This is a genomic window from Nostoc sp. C052 (assembly GCF_013393905.1).
GTDB lineage: Bacteria > Cyanobacteriota > Cyanobacteriia > Cyanobacteriales > Nostocaceae > Nostoc.
In genome coordinates, this window is sequence record NZ_CP040275.1 from 96,123 (window position 1) to 113,606 (window position 17,484).

Annotated in this window: 14 protein-coding genes and 1 pseudogene; 8 read left to right on the forward strand and 7 right to left on the reverse strand. The window is 41.5% G+C overall.

Annotation, left to right across the window (positions count from 1 at the left end; all coding sequences use genetic code 11):
• Position 1 precedes the first annotated feature (1 nt).
• The 6 genes from pglX to FD723_RS36690 all read right to left on the reverse strand — a co-directional run bounded on the left by pglX (position 2) and on the right by FD723_RS36690 (position 11,913).
• A complete protein-coding gene (pglX, locus tag FD723_RS36660) occupies positions 2-3,553 on the reverse strand; it encodes a BREX-1 system adenine-specific DNA-methyltransferase PglX (RefSeq protein WP_179070114.1) in 3,552 nt (1,183 codons plus the stop codon).
• Positions 3,554-3,617: 64 nt separating this feature from the next.
• Positions 3,618-7,160, reverse strand: a complete 3,543-nt coding sequence (gene brxC, locus FD723_RS36665) for a BREX system P-loop protein BrxC (RefSeq protein ID WP_179070115.1) — start codon at positions 7,158-7,160, stop codon at positions 3,618-3,620.
• Positions 7,157-7,750: a DUF1788 domain-containing protein gene (locus FD723_RS36670; protein WP_114083279.1), complete on the reverse strand. Its 594-nt coding sequence runs from the start codon at positions 7,748-7,750 to the stop codon at positions 7,157-7,159. Before FD723_RS36670 ends, brxC begins: the two co-directional genes overlap by 4 nt.
• Before the next feature lie 619 nt (positions 7,751-8,369).
• Positions 8,370-10,031 carry a tetratricopeptide repeat protein gene (locus tag FD723_RS36675; RefSeq protein ID WP_306297049.1) on the reverse strand — a complete coding sequence of 554 codons (1,662 nt, stop codon included), beginning with the start codon at positions 10,029-10,031 and terminating at the stop codon, positions 8,370-8,372.
• 86 nt (positions 10,032-10,117) lie between these two features.
• Complete coding sequence (locus tag FD723_RS36685) at positions 10,118-11,425, reverse strand: NF041680 family putative transposase (protein ID WP_179070117.1); 1,308 nt, start codon at positions 11,423-11,425, stop codon at positions 10,118-10,120.
• 98 nt (positions 11,426-11,523) lie between these two features.
• Positions 11,524-11,913, reverse strand: a complete 390-nt coding sequence (locus FD723_RS36690) for a hypothetical protein (RefSeq protein WP_179070118.1) — start codon at positions 11,911-11,913, stop codon at positions 11,524-11,526.
• A 574-nt stretch (positions 11,914-12,487) separates the two neighbouring features.
• Here FD723_RS36690 and FD723_RS36695 point away from each other — a divergent pair.
• Positions 12,488-12,766 (forward strand): hypothetical protein, encoded by a 279-nt coding sequence (locus FD723_RS36695; protein WP_256875382.1) that lies wholly within the window; start codon positions 12,488-12,490, stop codon positions 12,764-12,766.
• A gap of 292 nt (positions 12,767-13,058) precedes the next feature.
• On the opposite strand, the gene FD723_RS36700 is transcribed toward FD723_RS36695, so the two are convergent.
• The gene (locus FD723_RS36700) at positions 13,059-13,196 is read right to left on the reverse strand and encodes a hypothetical protein (protein WP_179070120.1); all 138 of its coding nucleotides are present in this window, start codon (positions 13,194-13,196) and stop codon (positions 13,059-13,061) included.
• A gap of 17 nt (positions 13,197-13,213) precedes the next feature.
• Between FD723_RS36700 and FD723_RS36705 the strand changes: the two genes are divergently transcribed.
• The 7 genes and pseudogenes from FD723_RS36705 (at position 13,214) to FD723_RS36735 (ending at position 17,458) form a co-directional block, all read left to right on the forward strand.
• Positions 13,214-14,011 carry a hypothetical protein gene (locus tag FD723_RS36705; protein WP_179070121.1) on the forward strand — a complete coding sequence of 266 codons (798 nt, stop codon included), beginning with the start codon at positions 13,214-13,216 and terminating at the stop codon, positions 14,009-14,011.
• Positions 14,012-14,114: 103 nt separating this feature from the next.
• Entirely contained in the window at positions 14,115-14,669 is a 555-nt protein-coding gene (locus FD723_RS36710) for a hypothetical protein (RefSeq protein ID WP_179070122.1), read from the forward strand.
• Between the two features lie 97 nt (positions 14,670-14,766).
• Positions 14,767-15,039, forward strand: coding sequence for a hypothetical protein (locus FD723_RS36715; RefSeq protein WP_179070123.1), 273 nt, complete (start codon positions 14,767-14,769; stop codon positions 15,037-15,039).
• A gap of 115 nt (positions 15,040-15,154) precedes the next feature.
• On the forward strand, positions 15,155-15,448 hold the full coding sequence (locus FD723_RS36720) for a hypothetical protein (RefSeq protein ID WP_372743839.1): 294 nt from the start codon (positions 15,155-15,157) through the stop codon (positions 15,446-15,448).
• A 166-nt stretch (positions 15,449-15,614) separates the two neighbouring features.
• Positions 15,615-16,687 (forward strand): annotated as a pseudogene (locus tag FD723_RS36725) (hypothetical protein).
• A gap of 115 nt (positions 16,688-16,802) precedes the next feature.
• Positions 16,803-17,252: a DUF1257 domain-containing protein gene (locus tag FD723_RS36730; protein WP_179070124.1), complete on the forward strand. Its 450-nt coding sequence runs from the start codon at positions 16,803-16,805 to the stop codon at positions 17,250-17,252.
• A gap of 2 nt (positions 17,253-17,254) precedes the next feature.
• Positions 17,255-17,458 (forward strand): DUF2997 domain-containing protein, encoded by a 204-nt coding sequence (locus tag FD723_RS36735; protein ID WP_179070125.1) that lies wholly within the window; start codon positions 17,255-17,257, stop codon positions 17,456-17,458.
• The last annotated feature ends 26 nt before the right edge of the window (positions 17,459-17,484 follow it).

The following is a 17,484-nucleotide window of genomic DNA, read 5'->3' on the forward strand; positions in this document are numbered from 1 at the left end:
ATTAACGAACCTGCTTCAACAGTTCCAGCTTCCAGTGTGATGCTTTCTCTAGGTCAGCCATCTTCAAATCAGCACCTTCATATACCAAGCCCTTAAATCGGGTGTAGTTGTACGCCACACCATCATCAAGGTCAAGTTTGATTCGCGCATCGGCTTCGGTTTGCAGCTTGGCTTGGTAATCTCGCAGTTCTAGCTGTTGGGCTTGCAGTTCTTTCAGGCGGTTTGTGGCAGCTTTTTTAGCAGCACTAGAACTGGTATTATCTAGCTGTTGTTGCGCCCTGGCAATTTCCCCATCTAGTTTGACTTGCAATTCCAAAACATAATCGGTGCGGATACGAGCAAGAGCATCTTCGCTATAACGGTGTAAATATAGTAATGCGCCAAAAGCTCGTTTTTTTCCACTGGTAAACAGCCAGTAAATGGGGCGTTTTTTATAAGTTTGAATATGGTCAGAAATGAATTCTTGCAGAAAGTAACGGCGGATGCGTTCTTGGGCGCTTTCGCCGTTTTTGAGGGTGAGGGCGTTGGCGATGAAATTGAGGTTTTCGGTAAGGGTTTCGGGACTGTAGGCGACGCGCAGAAATTCTATGAAGCGGGTAACGATATCGTTATCAAAGTATGCTTGGTCTGTGATGGGAATAATTGCATCACTGCTGGCGCTTAAAGTTTGGTGTAGGGTGGGGTCAAATGGTTGTCCGGCGTGGATGAGTCCGGGCTTGTCGAGGGAGTAGCGCCCCATGATACAGCCGACGGCGTAGGAGATGAGGGAACGGATATCTTTGTTTAAGTCGGCGCGGCGGATGGTGATTTGGTCGTCGGGTACTTCTGGGGTGAGTTCGTCTTGTAAGCCGTATGCTTCTATCCAGTAGCGGTTATTTTCTTCTTCGAGTTGTTGGAGTTCGCGGAAGGCAGTTTCTGATTTGCTTTGCCAAATGGTGAAGGCTTCGGAGAGGTGTTTGGTGTTGTGGCGTAATAGAGGGTGGGTTTGGAAGTCCCAGGAAATTTCAAAGTTATCCCAGTCTTGGCGAGATATTGTAATGTTAGCTTTAGCATTCGAGTTAGAGAAATTATCTATCTTGCTCTTTATCGGTAGCTTGGAAATAGTACCGGATGGGAAGTCTAACGTCGGTGAAATCATCTCAAGAAAATAAGAGACGAGATTGCTATTGAGAAAAGAAATTAATCCATCTTGATCCTGTAATTTTTTTGGGAACAGGGCTTGTCCCTTGTCAGAAAATATAAATCCTTTTTCATGGACGCGCATACTTGTCATCCTGGATGAAAGCGCCGACCAAGTAATTCCTTCTAAAAAATAACTTTCTGTATTTTGAGGACGAGATTTTATTTTGCCTTCTTCTTTTCCATAGCTTTTAATCTCATCTCCATCATTTTCCCAGTTTACAACCCAATACTGATTTCCATACCATCTTCTAAATTCCCCACCTTTACTTAAAGGAAACCATTTTTTCTTCGACTTTTGCGCTTCTTCACAATCTTTTATCAATAAGCCAAGCTTAAAATAAGCAATTTCAAACCAATATCGTAAAAATCGGTCATTATTCCCAGTAATTAGTCCTTGCTTTAGATTAGAGATATCACTAAGCTTTTTGGAAGACTCAAATATTTCTAATACCTCATCAGTAGCCCAATAAGCGATCGCACTTCCCGGAATTTTTGCAAATTCAGATGAGTTTGCATAATAGATATATCCACAATCAGTATTTTTTATTGCTTCTAATACCTTAACTGGTTGCAAATCTGCTCCATAAAATTTATTAAGGTCAATAAAAGTTCCTTTATATTCAGGTAATGACTTATTAAAAAGAGTAAAAGTGCATATTGGGACATAAGCTGAATCAAAGAAAGCGTGGTATTCTGGCCTGATTAAACTTGTGATAACATTTTCACTTAGTATACGTCTACGAAGTTTCTCATAGGAACTCAAGAACATCCATGTAAATGGAGTCATTAAGCCAGTAAACCCGCATTTTTTAACCATGTTTATAATGCGTTGAATAAACATGGAAAAAGCATCAAACTTGGAATCATAATACTGTTCACTGGCAAAAGTTCTCAAAGTTATATTTAAACTATTAGTTCCCATATAAGGCGGATTTGCAACCACCACCCAATACTTATTTCTCAAAAGCTCCGCTTGTAAAAGCAACCCCTGCAAAGCCGGAACATATTCCCGAAACATTGAATTACTGAATTCTAATGCCTGCAATTGCCATTTTAACTTCTCACTATCAAAAGCTGGCGGAGTAATTAAACTTCCTAAATTATCTGCATCTTTAAAAGCCTCAATTAGCGGTTGCCAATCTTCAGCGTTTAATTCTGTAGCTGGTGGTAAAGTCTGACTATGGGTAGGATGTACCGCCATAATATTCAAAGCCAGAGATTTCCGCAAAATCCGCGAATTCTTCGCCCGCGCCTTCATCAATACCGCAAAACTTGCCAACTGCGCTGCACGTTCATCAATATCTAAACCATACAAATTGTGCGTCAAAATCAGCGCCGGAATATCGCGCTCTAAGTAACCTTGCTCTTTGTAAATTTCAAACAGCAAATCAAACGCATACACCAAAATATGACCGCTACCACAAGCAGGGTCTATTACGGTTAACTCTTGAGGTGTTAAAACTTGAGGTTTTTCACCCTCACCATTATCGTTAGGATTTTCCAAATAGTAAGGCATATATTCACGCAAGCGTGATTCCGGGTGAGAATCTAACCACAACCGCCCTAAACTGTTCTCCACCATATAGCGAACAATCCAGTGGGGGGTAAACAATTGAGTTGCTGCGGGGATATCTGCGGCTGCAACCTTCGACTTTGCCCCAATTACCTCATCCTTGCGTTCCGAAATGTAGAACTGATACAGCCAACCCACTACTTCAATATTCTGCCAGTCCTCCTCTGGAATCTCCTTTACCAGCCGCCGTACAATTGAATCTTGATTTAACAAATTTCCAGGTAAAAAGAGCGCTTGGTAGTTCTGGCGAGGATCAAACAGTGCCGGAATTCCCTCTGCCAAAGCTTTACACTGAGCTAACAGCAGACGGCGGTAGAGAAACTCATCGGGGTTAGGGTCACGATTGGCAAAACTACGCCACTCATTGAGAGTATCCAAGTCAAGTCCAGGTAAATCACCCATTTCGGCAATAGAACTAGCATCCCGTAACAAATCAGGGTCTACCAAATTTGGATCGCTACTACTTAACACTCGCCCGATATATCCATTCACCTCCATAAACCGCAACGCCGCCAGACGGTTAAACCAGGTGTAGGCAATTTCATCTATCAGCGCATCTACCGCCTGGGGTTGGTTGGAACTTAGCGTTAAATCTTGCAAGCGATTTCGCAGTTGATGATACTGGTTTGCTTCAGTGGTATTTAGCGTTTGACCCGCTACCAGCAGTCCACCTGCAACTGTCTGAGGTTCTGTAATACTTTTGTGAGTTATGCCAAATTGGGCAGCACGGGCTTTAACTTGTTCTCGTAGGTAACGACGTGCCCAAATAGCAAAGTTTTTGATAGCGGTGCGGTTCATAAGCTGATGAGGGAATAGGGTGATGCAATAAAGGTAGGAAAATGATTGGTAAAACTAAGTAATATTACTCAAGGCGAACGCGATAATTTTGTTGAATCTCATCTAATAGGGTTTTCCGCAACGCCTCTAGATAAACATCCACATCTTGCAGTGTTTCCAGTAGGGGTTTAGACGCAACTCTCGCTACCTGCACTGATACGATGGGTTTGACATAAGTAGCTTTGCCGTTACTGCCGTTGTTTGACTGACGCTGAATGATTTCATTGGCTTGCTGATCTACTTTTTGCAGCAATTGTGGGAGGATGTTTTCTAGTTCACTCTGACGTGCGATCGCAGAATCGATACTTGTTACTTGATTAACTGAGGTGACAACTTTATCGATGTTTTGAGTGATATTACTAAGGTCAAGCTGTGCAGAAATGTCTTGGTGAGCGGAAGTCACATACTCAGCTAATTTCTCCCGCATTGCCTTGCTTTTACTCTCCACCTGATAAATTTGAGTTTTTAGCGCTTCCTGCACCTTATCTTTGACAGGTAGGAGTAACATTGCTAATTCTGGAATCTTGGCAGTGGGGTCAGACATCGCCAAAATTTGCTTAACTAAATCCACCCGCCTGAGCAAATCTGGATCACTAATATGGCGTAGTTCTGGTTCTAGAGTTTTCAGGTCATTATAAGCTTGCTGGAACAGCTTAATTTGCGTGCTGAAGAAGGATTGTAGCTTTTGCACATCTTCGATAAATTCTTCTATATCATCCCGTCGCTGACGAAATGTGTCGAAAAACTTAGCCGCACTGTCCTTGCTTAACAATTCACCCAGCAAATCTAAGTTAGTACGCAGTAATTGAGCAAAGGGAAGCCCACCTTCTGCTTGGATTAACCAACCTTCTAGTTCTTGAGAGCGTTTTGTTAGGGCATTTTTGTATTGTTCAAATAGCAACTGTGGATCGCTAGACATATTGCCATTGAGTAAGTCACTGGCCATATCTTTGGCAATCTTCAAGTTTGCCGGGTTAATTTCATCAGTAAGGCGGACAGTATATTTATCTATTTCTTTGCGCGATCGCAACTGCATCACTAAACCTTTATCATGCAGATTAACGTTGCCTTGAGCGTGTCGCAGTTCTATTACACCCTTGTTAGCAAGTTCCGCCATCACTCCCAAAGTGTCGAATTCCGACCAACCATAGGGACGAATTGCAAACTTATCTACCAATGCCTTAATGCTGACAAGACGGCGAAGGCGGGTTTCTTCCATTAACCAAGCTCGCATTTCACTATGAGCAGCCACATTAACAGGCTGTCCGTTAATATCTTGTTCTTGACTCTCACGAGTTAGGGCATTGCTTACGTGATCTTCGTTTTCAAAACCACTAGCCACGTAACCGAGCTTTTGATACACATTGCCTACCAAATAGCTCAAACCTTCATTCAGCAAGCTCTTAGTGTCTCGACTGCGAATTTCTAACTTGCTACCACAGGCAAATACATCAGCACGAGTAATCAAATCCTCTAGGATAACTTTCAATTCCTGACGGCGTTTGCTATTCTCGTCTCCCCGTGCGATTAAAATTCTCTGGATACTAGGGCTGAGGTTACTGCTATTTTTCAGACGTAAGTATTCGTCTGTTTTGATTAAAATATTGAGATCATCCAGTAGACGCTGGTTATCAGGTAATCGCACCAAGACTTCATAACGAGATCCCGTAGTACCAATGCAGAAAGCATCATCCTGCATAGCAGCGTAACTTTCGGCATAAGGGGTAACAATATGCAGGGTTAGGTCGTTAGTTTGCTGCCCAAAAGTTTGTTCATCCAGCTTGCGGTTAAATGGATACTTATGACGCTGGCTGTATCGTAGTTCCTTGTCAGTAAAAATTGAATCCCAGACAAGCTGTTGCAATTCTTTGAGAACTTTGATTGAATCAACTTGAGTATTTTTGATTTCTCTGCCAATATCTTGCTCCTCATGGGTTAAGAAAATATATTCATCGCCATTACGCTGGATAAGAGTTTGACGTTCCAACCGCCCCAAAGATACTTCTACCTGCTGCCGCAATACCAATTTGTCCTGGTCAATATTATTTAGACTAAGAGTAGTTAAATTATCCAAATTAGCCCGAATTTCTTTCAGGTACTTGACCATGAACAAAGTCTTCAATAGGTCAATATCAAAAGAATGTAGTTGCGGATTCCGACCCGCCTGAATAATAACTTGGTTGATCGAACTATCTAAAAAGCCTTCTACTGCCATGTAAAAGGTGTGGAACGGAACCAGCACACCAAGGGGTTCTCCGGCTACCGCTTGGGATGCAACCTGAAATGCATCCAATAGCGATCGCTCTCCTGATGCCAGGTGCTTGCCAGCAGAACCCATGAGGCGAATTTGAGTAAAAACCTTTTGTAACAGATTAAACTGATAGGGAATAAAGGGATAGGCGGTAAAGAAGTCTTGAGGATTGCCATATCCTGGCATATCGGCACTGTCTTGAGTAAAAGCAATTTGGTTTCTCAGAATAGCAATTTTCTGGCTATACAAAGCTTCCAACCCAGCCCGCGCTGCATCAGTTTTGCCCAACAAGCGTAACTTAATTACCTCATCGGTATTAGCAGAAGACAAGTTCAGTGGGCGATAAAAACGACCAATAATCTTAGAAAAATCCTCGCCTTTAATCTTGTTTTTGGTAATCTCATCCATTGCCTCTTGGGATGTCACCACCACCCAAGCTTTTCCCAAACAGTAAGTACCCAAATCTTCCACAACAGTCTGTAGGTTCAGCATCAGTTTGCTGTCTTCACCAATATACTGTCCTACCTCATCCACCATAAAAATTAGGCGATGTTGCGGCCCTTTACTATCCAGATACTGCTTTACCATGCCAGCAAACTTTTCTGGACTTAAAGTATAGTTCTGCTTACCTAAATCCAGCAATCGGTTAGCCGCCTCTGCACTCATGCCCGTACTGGTTTGTAATGCAACGGCGATCGCATCTTGATAAAAGCTCCAAGCATCTCGGTTTTCCTTCCATTCCATTCCTGTCTCTGCCAAGAAAGCTTTTTGAAAAGCTGCATACTTGCCTTGGCGATTTAGTTGACGTTCAAAATCAGCAATGGCTGGAACTGTCCCAAAGTAGCCCAAATGCTCATCAAAGACTTTTTGAAAAACTTTAGTAATGCTTTCTTTACCATTTTTATTATTAGCGTCAGCTTTGGAGTCTATGTTAAATAGAATTACATCACAAGAACTACGTGCCGCTTGCTCTATCTTGGCCAGCAAAATCGGATCAGGTATGCGCTTTCCATCAAAGTAATCCAAGGCATAGCTATTCCCCAGTTGGTGATTAGCTAAGAGGTAGGAAAGAATCTTTAAAAAGTGGGACTTCCCTGAGCCAAAAAAACCTGAGATCCATATTCCCATTTTGTCTGTGGGACTGTCAAAAGCACTAGTGTAGCGTTCAAAGAAAATACGAAAGTGCTTATCCAGTTCGTAGGTAACAACGTACTCTTCCAATTCCTGACGGATATTCTCGCTGTCCTGTTGTCCAACTTTAATTACGCCATTGATGTTGCGGTGAATGTCTTTTTGGAAGAGTTCGGCGATATTCATAGGTGGTATTCTTGATGGGGAATAAGAGGAAAAGCTCGGTAGTAGTTGTCGTCTTTAAATGTGTCGAATAAGCGTAGTTCATGCCCATCGTAGGAACCAGGGAAAAACATAACCAGAGGGATTTTATCTAGAACTGGATGTAAGTTGTTCAAAATGCTGTGCGATCGTAAAAGAGGCCAACTAGCACCAACTCCGGTCATCATTAAAAGCTGTTCATGTCCTGTAAGTTTTTTCTGAATGTGGGCAATAACCTGTTCAGGTTGCAAAAGAGAGGAAATGGCTTCTTCCAAAGCGGCATTTCCTCTAATTGCTTCTAACTCAAAAGACCTATTTAATAATCGCCTTTCTTCCAAAATGTCGAAGATTGTTCTATAAAGGTCGATTTCTAGCAACATAATTTCACTGGGTGGACTCATTAATTGCAACTTCAGGCGCTCAATGTATCGCTGTACCAGTGGTTCATATTCAGCGTCATAATCAAAAATATAAAAGCCAATTTCGTTTCCAATACCGCGATTACTTAATAAACGTGCATCTTGCAGTTTTGGTAATAGTGCATCAAGGCGCTGATTAATACTCAATCTGGGCATTAATTTTGCCTTTGATTACTGTGTTTTTTCGATTTTGGCCAATAAGGGGGTAACTTTTTTAATAAAAATGTGAACATTACCTTACAGATGGCTTTGCTGCCTTGAAGTGGTTGTTGTATACATAGCAATACAGCTTCCTTGATGACTTTTATCAAGGATAATCGAAAGTTAGATAAATGGCACAGTATATTTACTGATTAAACAGGCAATTATCAAGCTGTGTTTGAGCTTTTAGATACACTTAACTCTTTATAAACCTGGGTAAAGAATTATAGTGCTTAATGATTCCTACAATACAAAGGAAGCAGTATTCTGCGAGTAACTCTTAACTATCTAATCACAGGCAGCGTCCGCGATTGTAAGCAAATGCCTTGGCAGACCACAGAACATGGTTGCTGGTGATGGTGTGTTGAGAAGGCAAATCTGGAAATGGAGGAAGTAGCGTAGGTGCAGCCCGTCGTAGACATCGCTAAGTGGAGCGTAGCCATCGCCTCCCCAATCGATTCTCATGAGTGATTGCCGAAAGCTCTAGCCAGTACGAGGCAAAATGTAGAACAGTGGCTAAAAATATATTGGTGTGTGGTAGGTGTCAGCGATTATTAATTCCTGAATTAGTTGTTTAATCTACTTGCCACACTTTAACAGTTTTGTCATAACCTCCACTGACGAGAGTTTTTCCATCTGGACTAAAAGCTACTGACTCGACATAAGATAAATGACCGGAAAGGCTCATTGTTTCTAGTTGAGTTTGCACATTCCATAGCTTAATAGTTTTATCATCACTACCACTAGCAAGCATCTTATTATCAGGGCTAAATGCCAAAGATGTAATTGTTTTAAAGTGACCAATTAAAGAACCGATTTTTCTTCCACTTTGCCAATCCCACAGCATAATGCTATTATCTTCACTACCACTAGCCAAAATTTGACCATCAAAACTAAAAGCTACAGCACGCACGCAATTTGAATGTCCTACTAAATTTCTGATGGATCTTCCAATTCGCCAACTCCATAATTTGATATCTTGGTCACGGCTACCGCTAGCAATAAACTGACCATCTGGGCTAAATACAAGGGATTTAACATAGTCTGAATGTCCAGATAACCTAGTAATTATTTCTCCTGTTTTGACATCCCATAATTTAATGTCTTTATCATCACTTGCACTAGCAAGGATAGTTCCATCTGGGCTAAAAGCTAGAGAATTAATCCAGTCTGTATGCGCTGGTATATTTAGGATTTCTTTTCTTGTTTTTATGTTCCATAACTTAATAATTTTATCAGTACCAGCATAAGCAATAATTTGACTATCAGGACTAAAAGTAACAGCGAAAACTTGACCTACTTGCCCAGCAATATTGTTAATTTCTTGACCTGTCTTCAAGTTCCACAGTCTAATATTTGAGTCGTTACTACCACTAGCTAAAGTCATACCATCATTACTGATAGCTATTGTATTAACCGAAGCAGAGAGTCCGGGATGCTCTGGGAAATTGCTAGCTAATAATGCCTGGCTGTAATCTTGATTTGCCTCCTGAAATTTTCCTGATTCTTTGTAGGAGGCTGCTCGGTAATAATAAGCCTGTTTATAATTAGAATCATATTTAATTGCCTGTGTAAAATCATCGATTGCTATTTCTATATTACCTATATTTAAGTAAGTTAGACCTCTTTTATAGTAAGCATCTGCATAATATGCAATAGCATCTTCTGCATGGTTATTAATAACTTCAGTAAAGTCTTTAATAGCTTTTTTTGCTTCGCCTAATTCAGCCCATATAGAACCACGCCTTAGAAATGCTGCCGGATAATTGTCTGCCGTTAATTCTAATGCTTCCGTCAAATCATTAATTGCTGCGGGATAATTTTCTTGCCCAATATATATAGTAGCTCTACCTAAGTAAGCATCCCAGAAATCAGGATTACGTTGAATTGCTAAATTAAAATCATTTAATGCTTCTTGATAATTGCCAAGTTTAATGTATATACTTCCCCTTCCTAATAATGGTTCTACATATCTATATGCGTCTTCAGCAAACTTAGGCTTGACTTCCATAGCTTTAGTGTAATCCGCAATAGCCCTTTGCTGTTCTCCTAACTCTGAATATGCTCGACCTCGGCTGACATAAGCTTCAGCAAAGTGGCCATCATGACTTAAAGCATTACTGTAATGTTTAACTGCGCTCTTATAATCCCCATCTTTTTGAGCTTTCTCAACACCTAATTTATAAGATTCTAAAGCTAGAGATTTAAAAACCTCTTTTTCGTTATTATTAATAATAACTGGAGTTTAGACTAAGCAACACAAAACGACCCAGCTGCGCTGAGTTGATAAAACACAAGTTTCAAGTATCAAAATCTTTGATGTCAAGCAGATTTTGCTTGCTCTTTACGTGGTTTTGGCGTAGTTTTTTTAACTATGGGATAGCGAATTCTACGTTGTCGTGGTTTTCCTGGTTCCCAACCCGGAGACTTTCCACGCGGTTTGGGCGAACGGGCAGGAGTACCAATACCCTCTAAAATGATCCCCATAGCCTGAGCAACCCTTCCAGGGGTCAACTGAGCGATTGACTTTTGCCAAGGTAAAGGGTTGTCAGCAACGATATCACGAGCCAACCACAATTCCCAAGTAATCATTGGCATTAAGTCGCTCCATCTCTCACACTGTTTGGGAGTACTTAGTTTAGGAAGAGTCCAGTGCAAGCGTTGCTTTAAAAAACGATACCAGTGGTCAACAGTAAAGCGACGCAAATAAAACCGCCAAACTTCGGATAATGGAGGCATTTCTTCTCCTACCCAAGCCAACCATAAAGGTTTTGAGACTCTTAAGTTACCTTTGTCATCAAGACGCTCAATTCGTATCAATGACATCGGACGTGCCGCAGTTTTACGGAAGTGTAAATTTTCCCATAACCTAACTATTAAGTGCCCCAGTTTTGGATCGTTCATCTCTAGGGTTTGAGTTGCTTCGTCCCATGAATCGGGTTCATTGAGCTTAAATTTGATACCATGCTTCCTGGGACGACCCCTGCCAGAATATGTTGGAGGTGCGCCCCATAAACAAAGGTTTGAACGTAAACGTACAAGAATATCTCCTGGAATCTCAGCAGTTTTCAAGACAAAAGGGGCACAACCATACTCGCTATCCCAAACTGAAATCGGTCTGGTAGGCAAATGCTCGCACACTTGTTTTAGCTGCCAGGTTGCCTTATCTATGGGGTTTTCCCAACTAGTAATTCGTTCATGCCTCAAGGGTAATGCCCAACTACCAGAATCATCTGGCACCCAAGCAATAGTGCTGTATCCCTCACCAATGGTAATCGGTTTATTTCCAGGCACTGTTACACTCGTGTGTTCAATTGTTCTTTCTTGAAGAGTTACTGCATCGGGACGAGGCCAAGCAGTATGGTCGCCTGCCAACAAGGGACGATCTTGTGTTGGCATTTGTTTTATGTACAACTGCATCAATTTTTGTCGCTTTGGTCTGCTGTCTTGTAGAGCTTCATAGATGCTTGACCACTTACGTCTAAAAAATGGAGATAGGGATAAATCTGCCAAACTGTAAGCATTACGAGTCGTCAAGATGGCATCAGTCAATTCAAAAGTCGCATCGTGAGCTTTGCCCAGATGGTTGTAAGCTGCTTGACGAAATTCTTGAAGTTTGTCAAATTTCATATTGGCAGGTGAGAGTAGGTGGTACTTCTCTCAGGTTCTGTCAAAAGGGGGTCTGTGTTCAATCAGACCCCCTATTTTTGTCCTTTAAGTTTGACCATTTAGTCTAAACTCCAGATAATAATTTTAATCAAGTTTAATTCTTGAGCTTGAAAATAAAAATCAACTCTACCAATTAAAGATATAGTTGGAGCGAAAGTTGGTTGAAACGTTGGTGCAAAAGTTGGTTGAAACGTTGGGCTAAAAGATGCTCTTAAAATAGATATATCCGGCAGAAAAGAATCTCCAAATTCTAGAAAACTTTTAAATTTATTTAAATAAGTAGCTGTTTTTATTATATTATTTGATGATGAAGCTTGACCTGCGGCAATAGCTTCAGGTAATTCTGTCATTGAATAATATATAATACTAAGAATTAGCATCACCCCAATACAAACTGAAACTTTTAAAAGTTTTTCTAATGCATTTAAAATTGTTTTTGTCAGGTTCATATCTATAGAAATGTAATAAATACCAGCCTATTGTTCCCATTCGAGCTTCAAAAATTGCAAATCTCTAGAGTTCAGTCTCTTTCAGCACCTGCTGGCAGTAAAAACTAAAAGTACTACTAATGAAGACTTTAAAATTACGTCTCTTGCGTTGGTTTTATGGTATTGCATTAAAATAGCCGTTTTATAAAAAAGGCTCAAAAACTTCAAACTTAGTCATAGCAAGGAACATAGGCTCTGATTAGATTTTATTTATTATTCGACTCCATAAAAGGAACTGAAGAGCCAAAATTACTAAAGCCTTTCATTAACGCTCCTTGCAATTTACGTAAAGGCATTGCCCCGATCAGCAATCGTGTACAAGCGTATGCGATGGCTCTAGCATTGCTCAAGAGCGCAAGCGTTTGCTGTAGGTGATCTTTTTCTCTAGTTGTATTCCTTCAATTGGCGAAAACTGAAATCATTGCATTGCACATGGGCAAGCGATCGCTTTAGTATCGAGTGATTTACTCTTTACTAGCAGGACTATATCAGTTATATTATGGATGCGTCAAGTGGGACACATAAAGAATTTATTATGCTGGAATTAGATTTAATAACAACTGTTGCGTGGAACCCCACTTTTGGAGAAAAGCTTAAGGATATGCGTGGAAAGCTCTCTAGACGCTCTCTTGCTGAAGAAGTCCGGCTAAAGTTTGATTATCAAGTTTCTCACCAGTACATACAACTTTTAGAACACCCAACAATGCCCAGAGCGCCTAAAAACGTCTCTTTTCAGTTACTTAGGCATATCTGCCAAATCCTTGGAAAAGATGTACAAGAACTGTTCGGTTCCCCTAAAATCATTTCTCAATAAGTACTAGCGGTACTTGACATTTATGTGTGGGACTAGTAAAGTAGTAGTTATAGAGGGAATGAGCGCCAGCCTCTTAGCTAAATAAAGAGGCGCTCAACACTGAACCTTGAAAAAAGTGAACAGAAAACAAAGCCCCCAGGTAGCGAAAGCAGCGAATAGTCAAGGCTGCTGAAGTGAGGTAAGGGTGGAGTGGGTTCCAAATAAAAAGTTGCTACAGCATTACGGAAGTCGCTTTGAAGCTCGTTGCCGACTGCCGCCCGATCAAGGGATATGCTGCTGTAGCAAGCTCCAGTTACTGACTAGGAGCAAGCAAATATGAGGCTTCGCCAATTCTAGAGTGAGAGTGTTGTGCTGAAGGCACAACAAACTGACCAATAAAAATAGGGCGATCGCTCCGTCGGACAAACTGTGCGATCGCCCTTTTACCCATTTAAGAGGTATTTGCTAATGATGACACAAGTTTCAGCCCCTGCGCCAACAAAAGATCCGTTAACCACACGCGATCGCCAAATCATTGCAACCATCGTCAATCAGTCGGACTACTCAAAAGAGTGCAAGCTCGAAGATGTAGTGACTATCTGGATCAACAGTGATGATATCGTGTGGGTAAAAATGACCCACGGTTATGCTCGATACCACAAACAATCTTTCAAACGCGCTGTTGCAGAGGTAAAAGCGAGTCTTTCTGCTCCAGTAAAGTGCAATCACAAAGAAGATGAGGAATTGAAACAAGCTTCTGAGAAAATTGGCTTGTTAGGTGATTGTGATTGGCTATTGTTAAGCGTCCAATACCATTCTGATAAAGTAATCGGTCATGCTGGTTGTTATATTTCCCACAAGGCTCGAATATTAACCCCATCGGCTGAATGGGATTTTACACTGCCGAAGTGGAATATGCCTGCTGCCATCTGTCCAGACTGCGAAGGTCATGGGTGCGGTAATTGTTCGTATCGCGGGACTCGTGCAGAAGACTTGTGCGAACCAGTAGACGGCTATCGACTGACTTATGTAGGACGCACTAGCCTTCAGACGGCTCACAACGTATATCTAGATGGTAAGTTCTTGGGAATTGTCTTCAAGGTCAGAAACGTTGATGAGTTATGGGAAAACGACCCCAAGACCTACTATTGGCGGTGTGGGGATGGAGTACGGTATTGGAGCATAAAAGAGGCTGTAAAGGTGCTATCCAGGACAACTGCTCCGATTGAACTGCCGCAAGTTCGTCGGGAGTTGGTAGCGGCGTAAGTGAAATAGTGGGCGTGACCGAAATCTTCATCGGTTGCGCCTGCTGTTTTAAGAAGTCAACGGCTTCGCCAATGCGAAAGTGAAATGCTTTTGGTACAAACAAATGAACCCTCAAGAAAATGCTGAACTACTTGCTGCTTTGATGCGCCAGGAAGAATTTCTCAAGCAGTTAGTTGCAGCAATTAATAAACCGAAACTTGGATTGCACTCTGAAGCTGGCAATTGTAAAATTTACTGCAATCGTCAGCACGGGGGGCTGTGGTACACACTAAATGGTGAACCGAGTGATGTCCCTCAAACTGCGCTGACTGGATACCTTAAAGAACTGCGGTTTGAGAATACAGAACGCCGCAAAAAAGAAACCTGCAAGTTGCTAATAACTATGCAAGCAGACCGGACGTATATCTTAGAATCCGGTTATGATACGCATTTTTCAAAGTGCATACTTGCGGCGATCGCAACTTTGACCCCAGAACAATTGTATTCTCCCATCACACTACAGCCGCACCCTGGTACGACAGATGAAAATGTATTGTTCTGTCGTGTATGGGTAGAGTCGGAATTAGTGATGGCATCCTACAACGAGCAAACAGAGTGGCGAGAGGTCAGTAAACAGGCTTTAGCTGTAACAAAAGCTGCGAATGAAATGGTGCTTTAACTTGTTGTAAACAGAGCTTGAGAGACTGTAGTTATAAGTTACTCAAGCTTTGTCTACAGCTAATACGTGCTGTTCAACTATTCAAAACTAATCACAGATGAGTATTACAATTGTTCACCCCAACGTCGAAAATCTGCAATCATTTTCTGACTTGTTTGACCTGGAAAAACTTTTGCAATCTGACGGGGTTCTACCGTGGCTTTTAGCAAATGGCTGGAACTACGACGATCAATCTTGTTTGATTGCAAATATTGTTGATGAGTCTACAAGCCTGGATCAAGTTTGGGAATCAGACGAGTTCGATTTTAAGGCTCTGCCTGATGAAGATCAGGAAAAACTTCACCAGATTTTCGAGCATTTCTATCTGTAATCTTCTGTCACTCTCAATCAATAATTAACGCAAAAATAACGAATTATGCGTGAAAAACTCTACAGTCAGATTTAATCAGTCTAACTGTAGAGAAAAATCGATTCCACGATAAATTATGGCACACTTCACTGCTAATAAGATGGAATTAAATTTGATTAAAGTTTACGACACGACGTTATTAAGCTCATCAAAAGTTTACCAAATCAACGGTACGCTTTCACGATACTTGGGTGATGAAGGTACTATACAACATCCACAGTATTTATTTGTACCTCTGCCAAATCAAAGGAAAAAAGCCAGCTTTCGGCTAAACCGAAACAAACTCATGACTCGCTGTTATGAAGTCGAAGGCATGGTTTATCAAAAGCCTGTGGTACAGGATAATTCACAGCAACTTCAGCTATTTTAAGCCATGTCCATACATAAACCACCAGTCATCAAAAGACACATTAGGTTACAAAAAAGCTCTAACAAAGTAATCTATAGAGCTACTACGGACATTCAGAAATTGAGAAATAGTCACAAAGAAAGCTTCGCTTAATCGAGAGTGAAAATAATGATTGAGGTGAATAATCATGGTACAAGCAATTGACAACCCTATCGTTGCAAATTTCCTAACTGATGCAGTAGTCGAGCGCCACAATTTCTCACAGTTAAATAAAACCCGTATTCGGTTTCGCATTCAGCTAAAGAAAAGTACAAAGTCTGCCGCGCCTAAATGGGCGGATGTACTTAAAGCTGAAGTTTCTGAAATAGAATCAGACCTCGTTAAAGTCACAAATTCCGAAGTCGGTCTGCGAGGTATTAAGGTCTTCAAAAAGCTAGATGAAGCTGCCGCACAACTTCGTCAAGAAATCGCCTCAGTTCAAGAGTGGATGTCTGCTGATACTGGTGACTGGGTTTGTCCAATTGATTTAGCTCCCCTGGTATGGAATCAGTTAATCAATATCAGAGATAATATCGCCCCTGGTTTACGCAATCAATTAAAAGCTGATTACGAAGCGGGACTTGTAGATTACCAAGAGCGGATTGATCAGTTTCTCTCACTTAACACCTGGGAATTAGCACAGGATAAGCAAGAATCTGTAAAAGCAAACTTGTTAAGAGCATTCCCGACTCTGACCGATCTTGAAGACTATTTGCAAGTCATTATAGGCGTCCGGTTATTATCCCTGCCCTCTCTGAGCAACTCAATCAGCAGCAAGCTGAATGTCTTGATCAGATTACCAAGTTCATCCAACAGTATGACCAAAATCTGGAACAGAGATTGAGGGAATCTGCTTTAGCTGGTGGTGAACAACTCGCCGCGCAATTGCTTGAAGAGTTAGCTGATTGGGAACCAGGGAGGAAACCCATACAGTTTAAAAGAAAAATGGAGCGCCATCTGATGAAGGTTCAAGTGCTACTGGCAAACGCTTCACCGGAGGCAGGCAGTAGCTTGGAGGCGATGATGGCGCACTTGGACTCTATCGTTAACGATCCAGCGATTGAGTCGAAGAATCTTGGTTCTGATACGCGCAGTCAATTACAGCGAAAGATGGAAGAAATTCGTGCCAAGTTGTTAGATGAACAACGCAATCTACAATCACTTGCGACTGACGACGTGGGCTTGTCGAAAGCTACCGTGATGTCGTTTAAGTTCCGGTAAAAAACAGTCTTGGGCGGGTGCATTCGCCCAAGACTAAGTACCTTAAACGAAAAATGCAGCATATACATCTCAAAAAGAGTACCGCACTTCTTTCTACTATAGGAACAAAATTCTTATGTCACACTTCTCAACCGTTAAAACCAAATTAAGCAATCACGAGTGTTTGGTGCAAGCTCTCACGGATTTAAACCTATCACCGCAGGTTCACCAAACAGCACAATCACTAAAAGGATACTACGGTGGTTCTCAAGGACAAAGTGCTGAAATCATCGTATCTGGTCGCACCATAAAAGCCCGTGCAGACATCGGGTTCAAATGGAATCAGTCAAGTGGTGTGTACGATGTGATACACGACGGCTACGAGACAGTTCCGAAGCTGGGCAAAGACTTTTTCAGTAATAAACTAATGCTGGCTTATGGACAACGGATGGTTCGATCTATTGCCGCCGAGTTACAAGAGCAGTTTGGAGAATGTGCGATCGCAGAATCTACTGATGGCACTGTGCAAACTTTACGGCTCACTTTTGCCGGACATCAAGAAGTTCAACAATATGCACGGAGATAAATATGGAACGGTCAATACTGATTCACTTCGACAGCGCTACAGGTGAAGTGAAAGTGGAAGCTCTTGGATTCGAGGGGTTAACTTGTTTGTCAGCAACCCAGCCATTTGAAGAGGCGTTGGGAGTTGTACAGGGCGAACGTGAATTTAAGCCGGAAGCCCAACAGCAACGTATAACTTCTACCCATCAACAGTACCAACGCCAGTAACAAACATAAAAGGGGGTTTCCAAGCC

Coding starts and splice junctions, on each gene's coding strand:
- FD723_RS36700 (WP_179070120.1), bottom strand. CDS start 13,196: ATGGGTAAAAGGGCGATCGCACAGTTTGTCCGACGGAGCGATCGCCCT.
- FD723_RS36710 (WP_179070122.1), top strand. CDS start 14,115: ATGAACCCTCAAGAAAATGCTGAACTACTTGCTGCTTTGATGCGCCAG.
- FD723_RS36720 (WP_372743839.1), top strand. CDS start 15,155: ATGGCACACTTCACTGCTAATAAGATGGAATTAAATTTGATTAAAGTT.
- FD723_RS36730 (WP_179070124.1), top strand. CDS start 16,803: ATGTCACACTTCTCAACCGTTAAAACCAAATTAAGCAATCACGAGTGT.
- brxC (WP_179070115.1), bottom strand. CDS start 7,160: ATGAATATCGCCGAACTCTTCCAAAAAGACATTCACCGCAACATCAAT.
- FD723_RS36695 (WP_256875382.1), top strand. CDS start 12,488: ATGCTGGAATTAGATTTAATAACAACTGTTGCGTGGAACCCCACTTTT.
- FD723_RS36705 (WP_179070121.1), top strand. CDS start 13,214: ATGATGACACAAGTTTCAGCCCCTGCGCCAACAAAAGATCCGTTAACC.
- FD723_RS36715 (WP_179070123.1), top strand. CDS start 14,767: ATGAGTATTACAATTGTTCACCCCAACGTCGAAAATCTGCAATCATTT.
- pglX (WP_179070114.1), bottom strand. CDS start 3,553: ATGAACCGCACCGCTATCAAAAACTTTGCTATTTGGGCACGTCGTTAC.
- FD723_RS36735 (WP_179070125.1), top strand. CDS start 17,255: ATGGAACGGTCAATACTGATTCACTTCGACAGCGCTACAGGTGAAGTG.
- FD723_RS36690 (WP_179070118.1), bottom strand. CDS start 11,913: ATGAACCTGACAAAAACAATTTTAAATGCATTAGAAAAACTTTTAAAA.
- FD723_RS36670 (WP_114083279.1), bottom strand. CDS start 7,750: ATGCCCAGATTGAGTATTAATCAGCGCCTTGATGCACTATTACCAAAA.
- FD723_RS36685 (WP_179070117.1), bottom strand. CDS start 11,425: ATGAAATTTGACAAACTTCAAGAATTTCGTCAAGCAGCTTACAACCAT.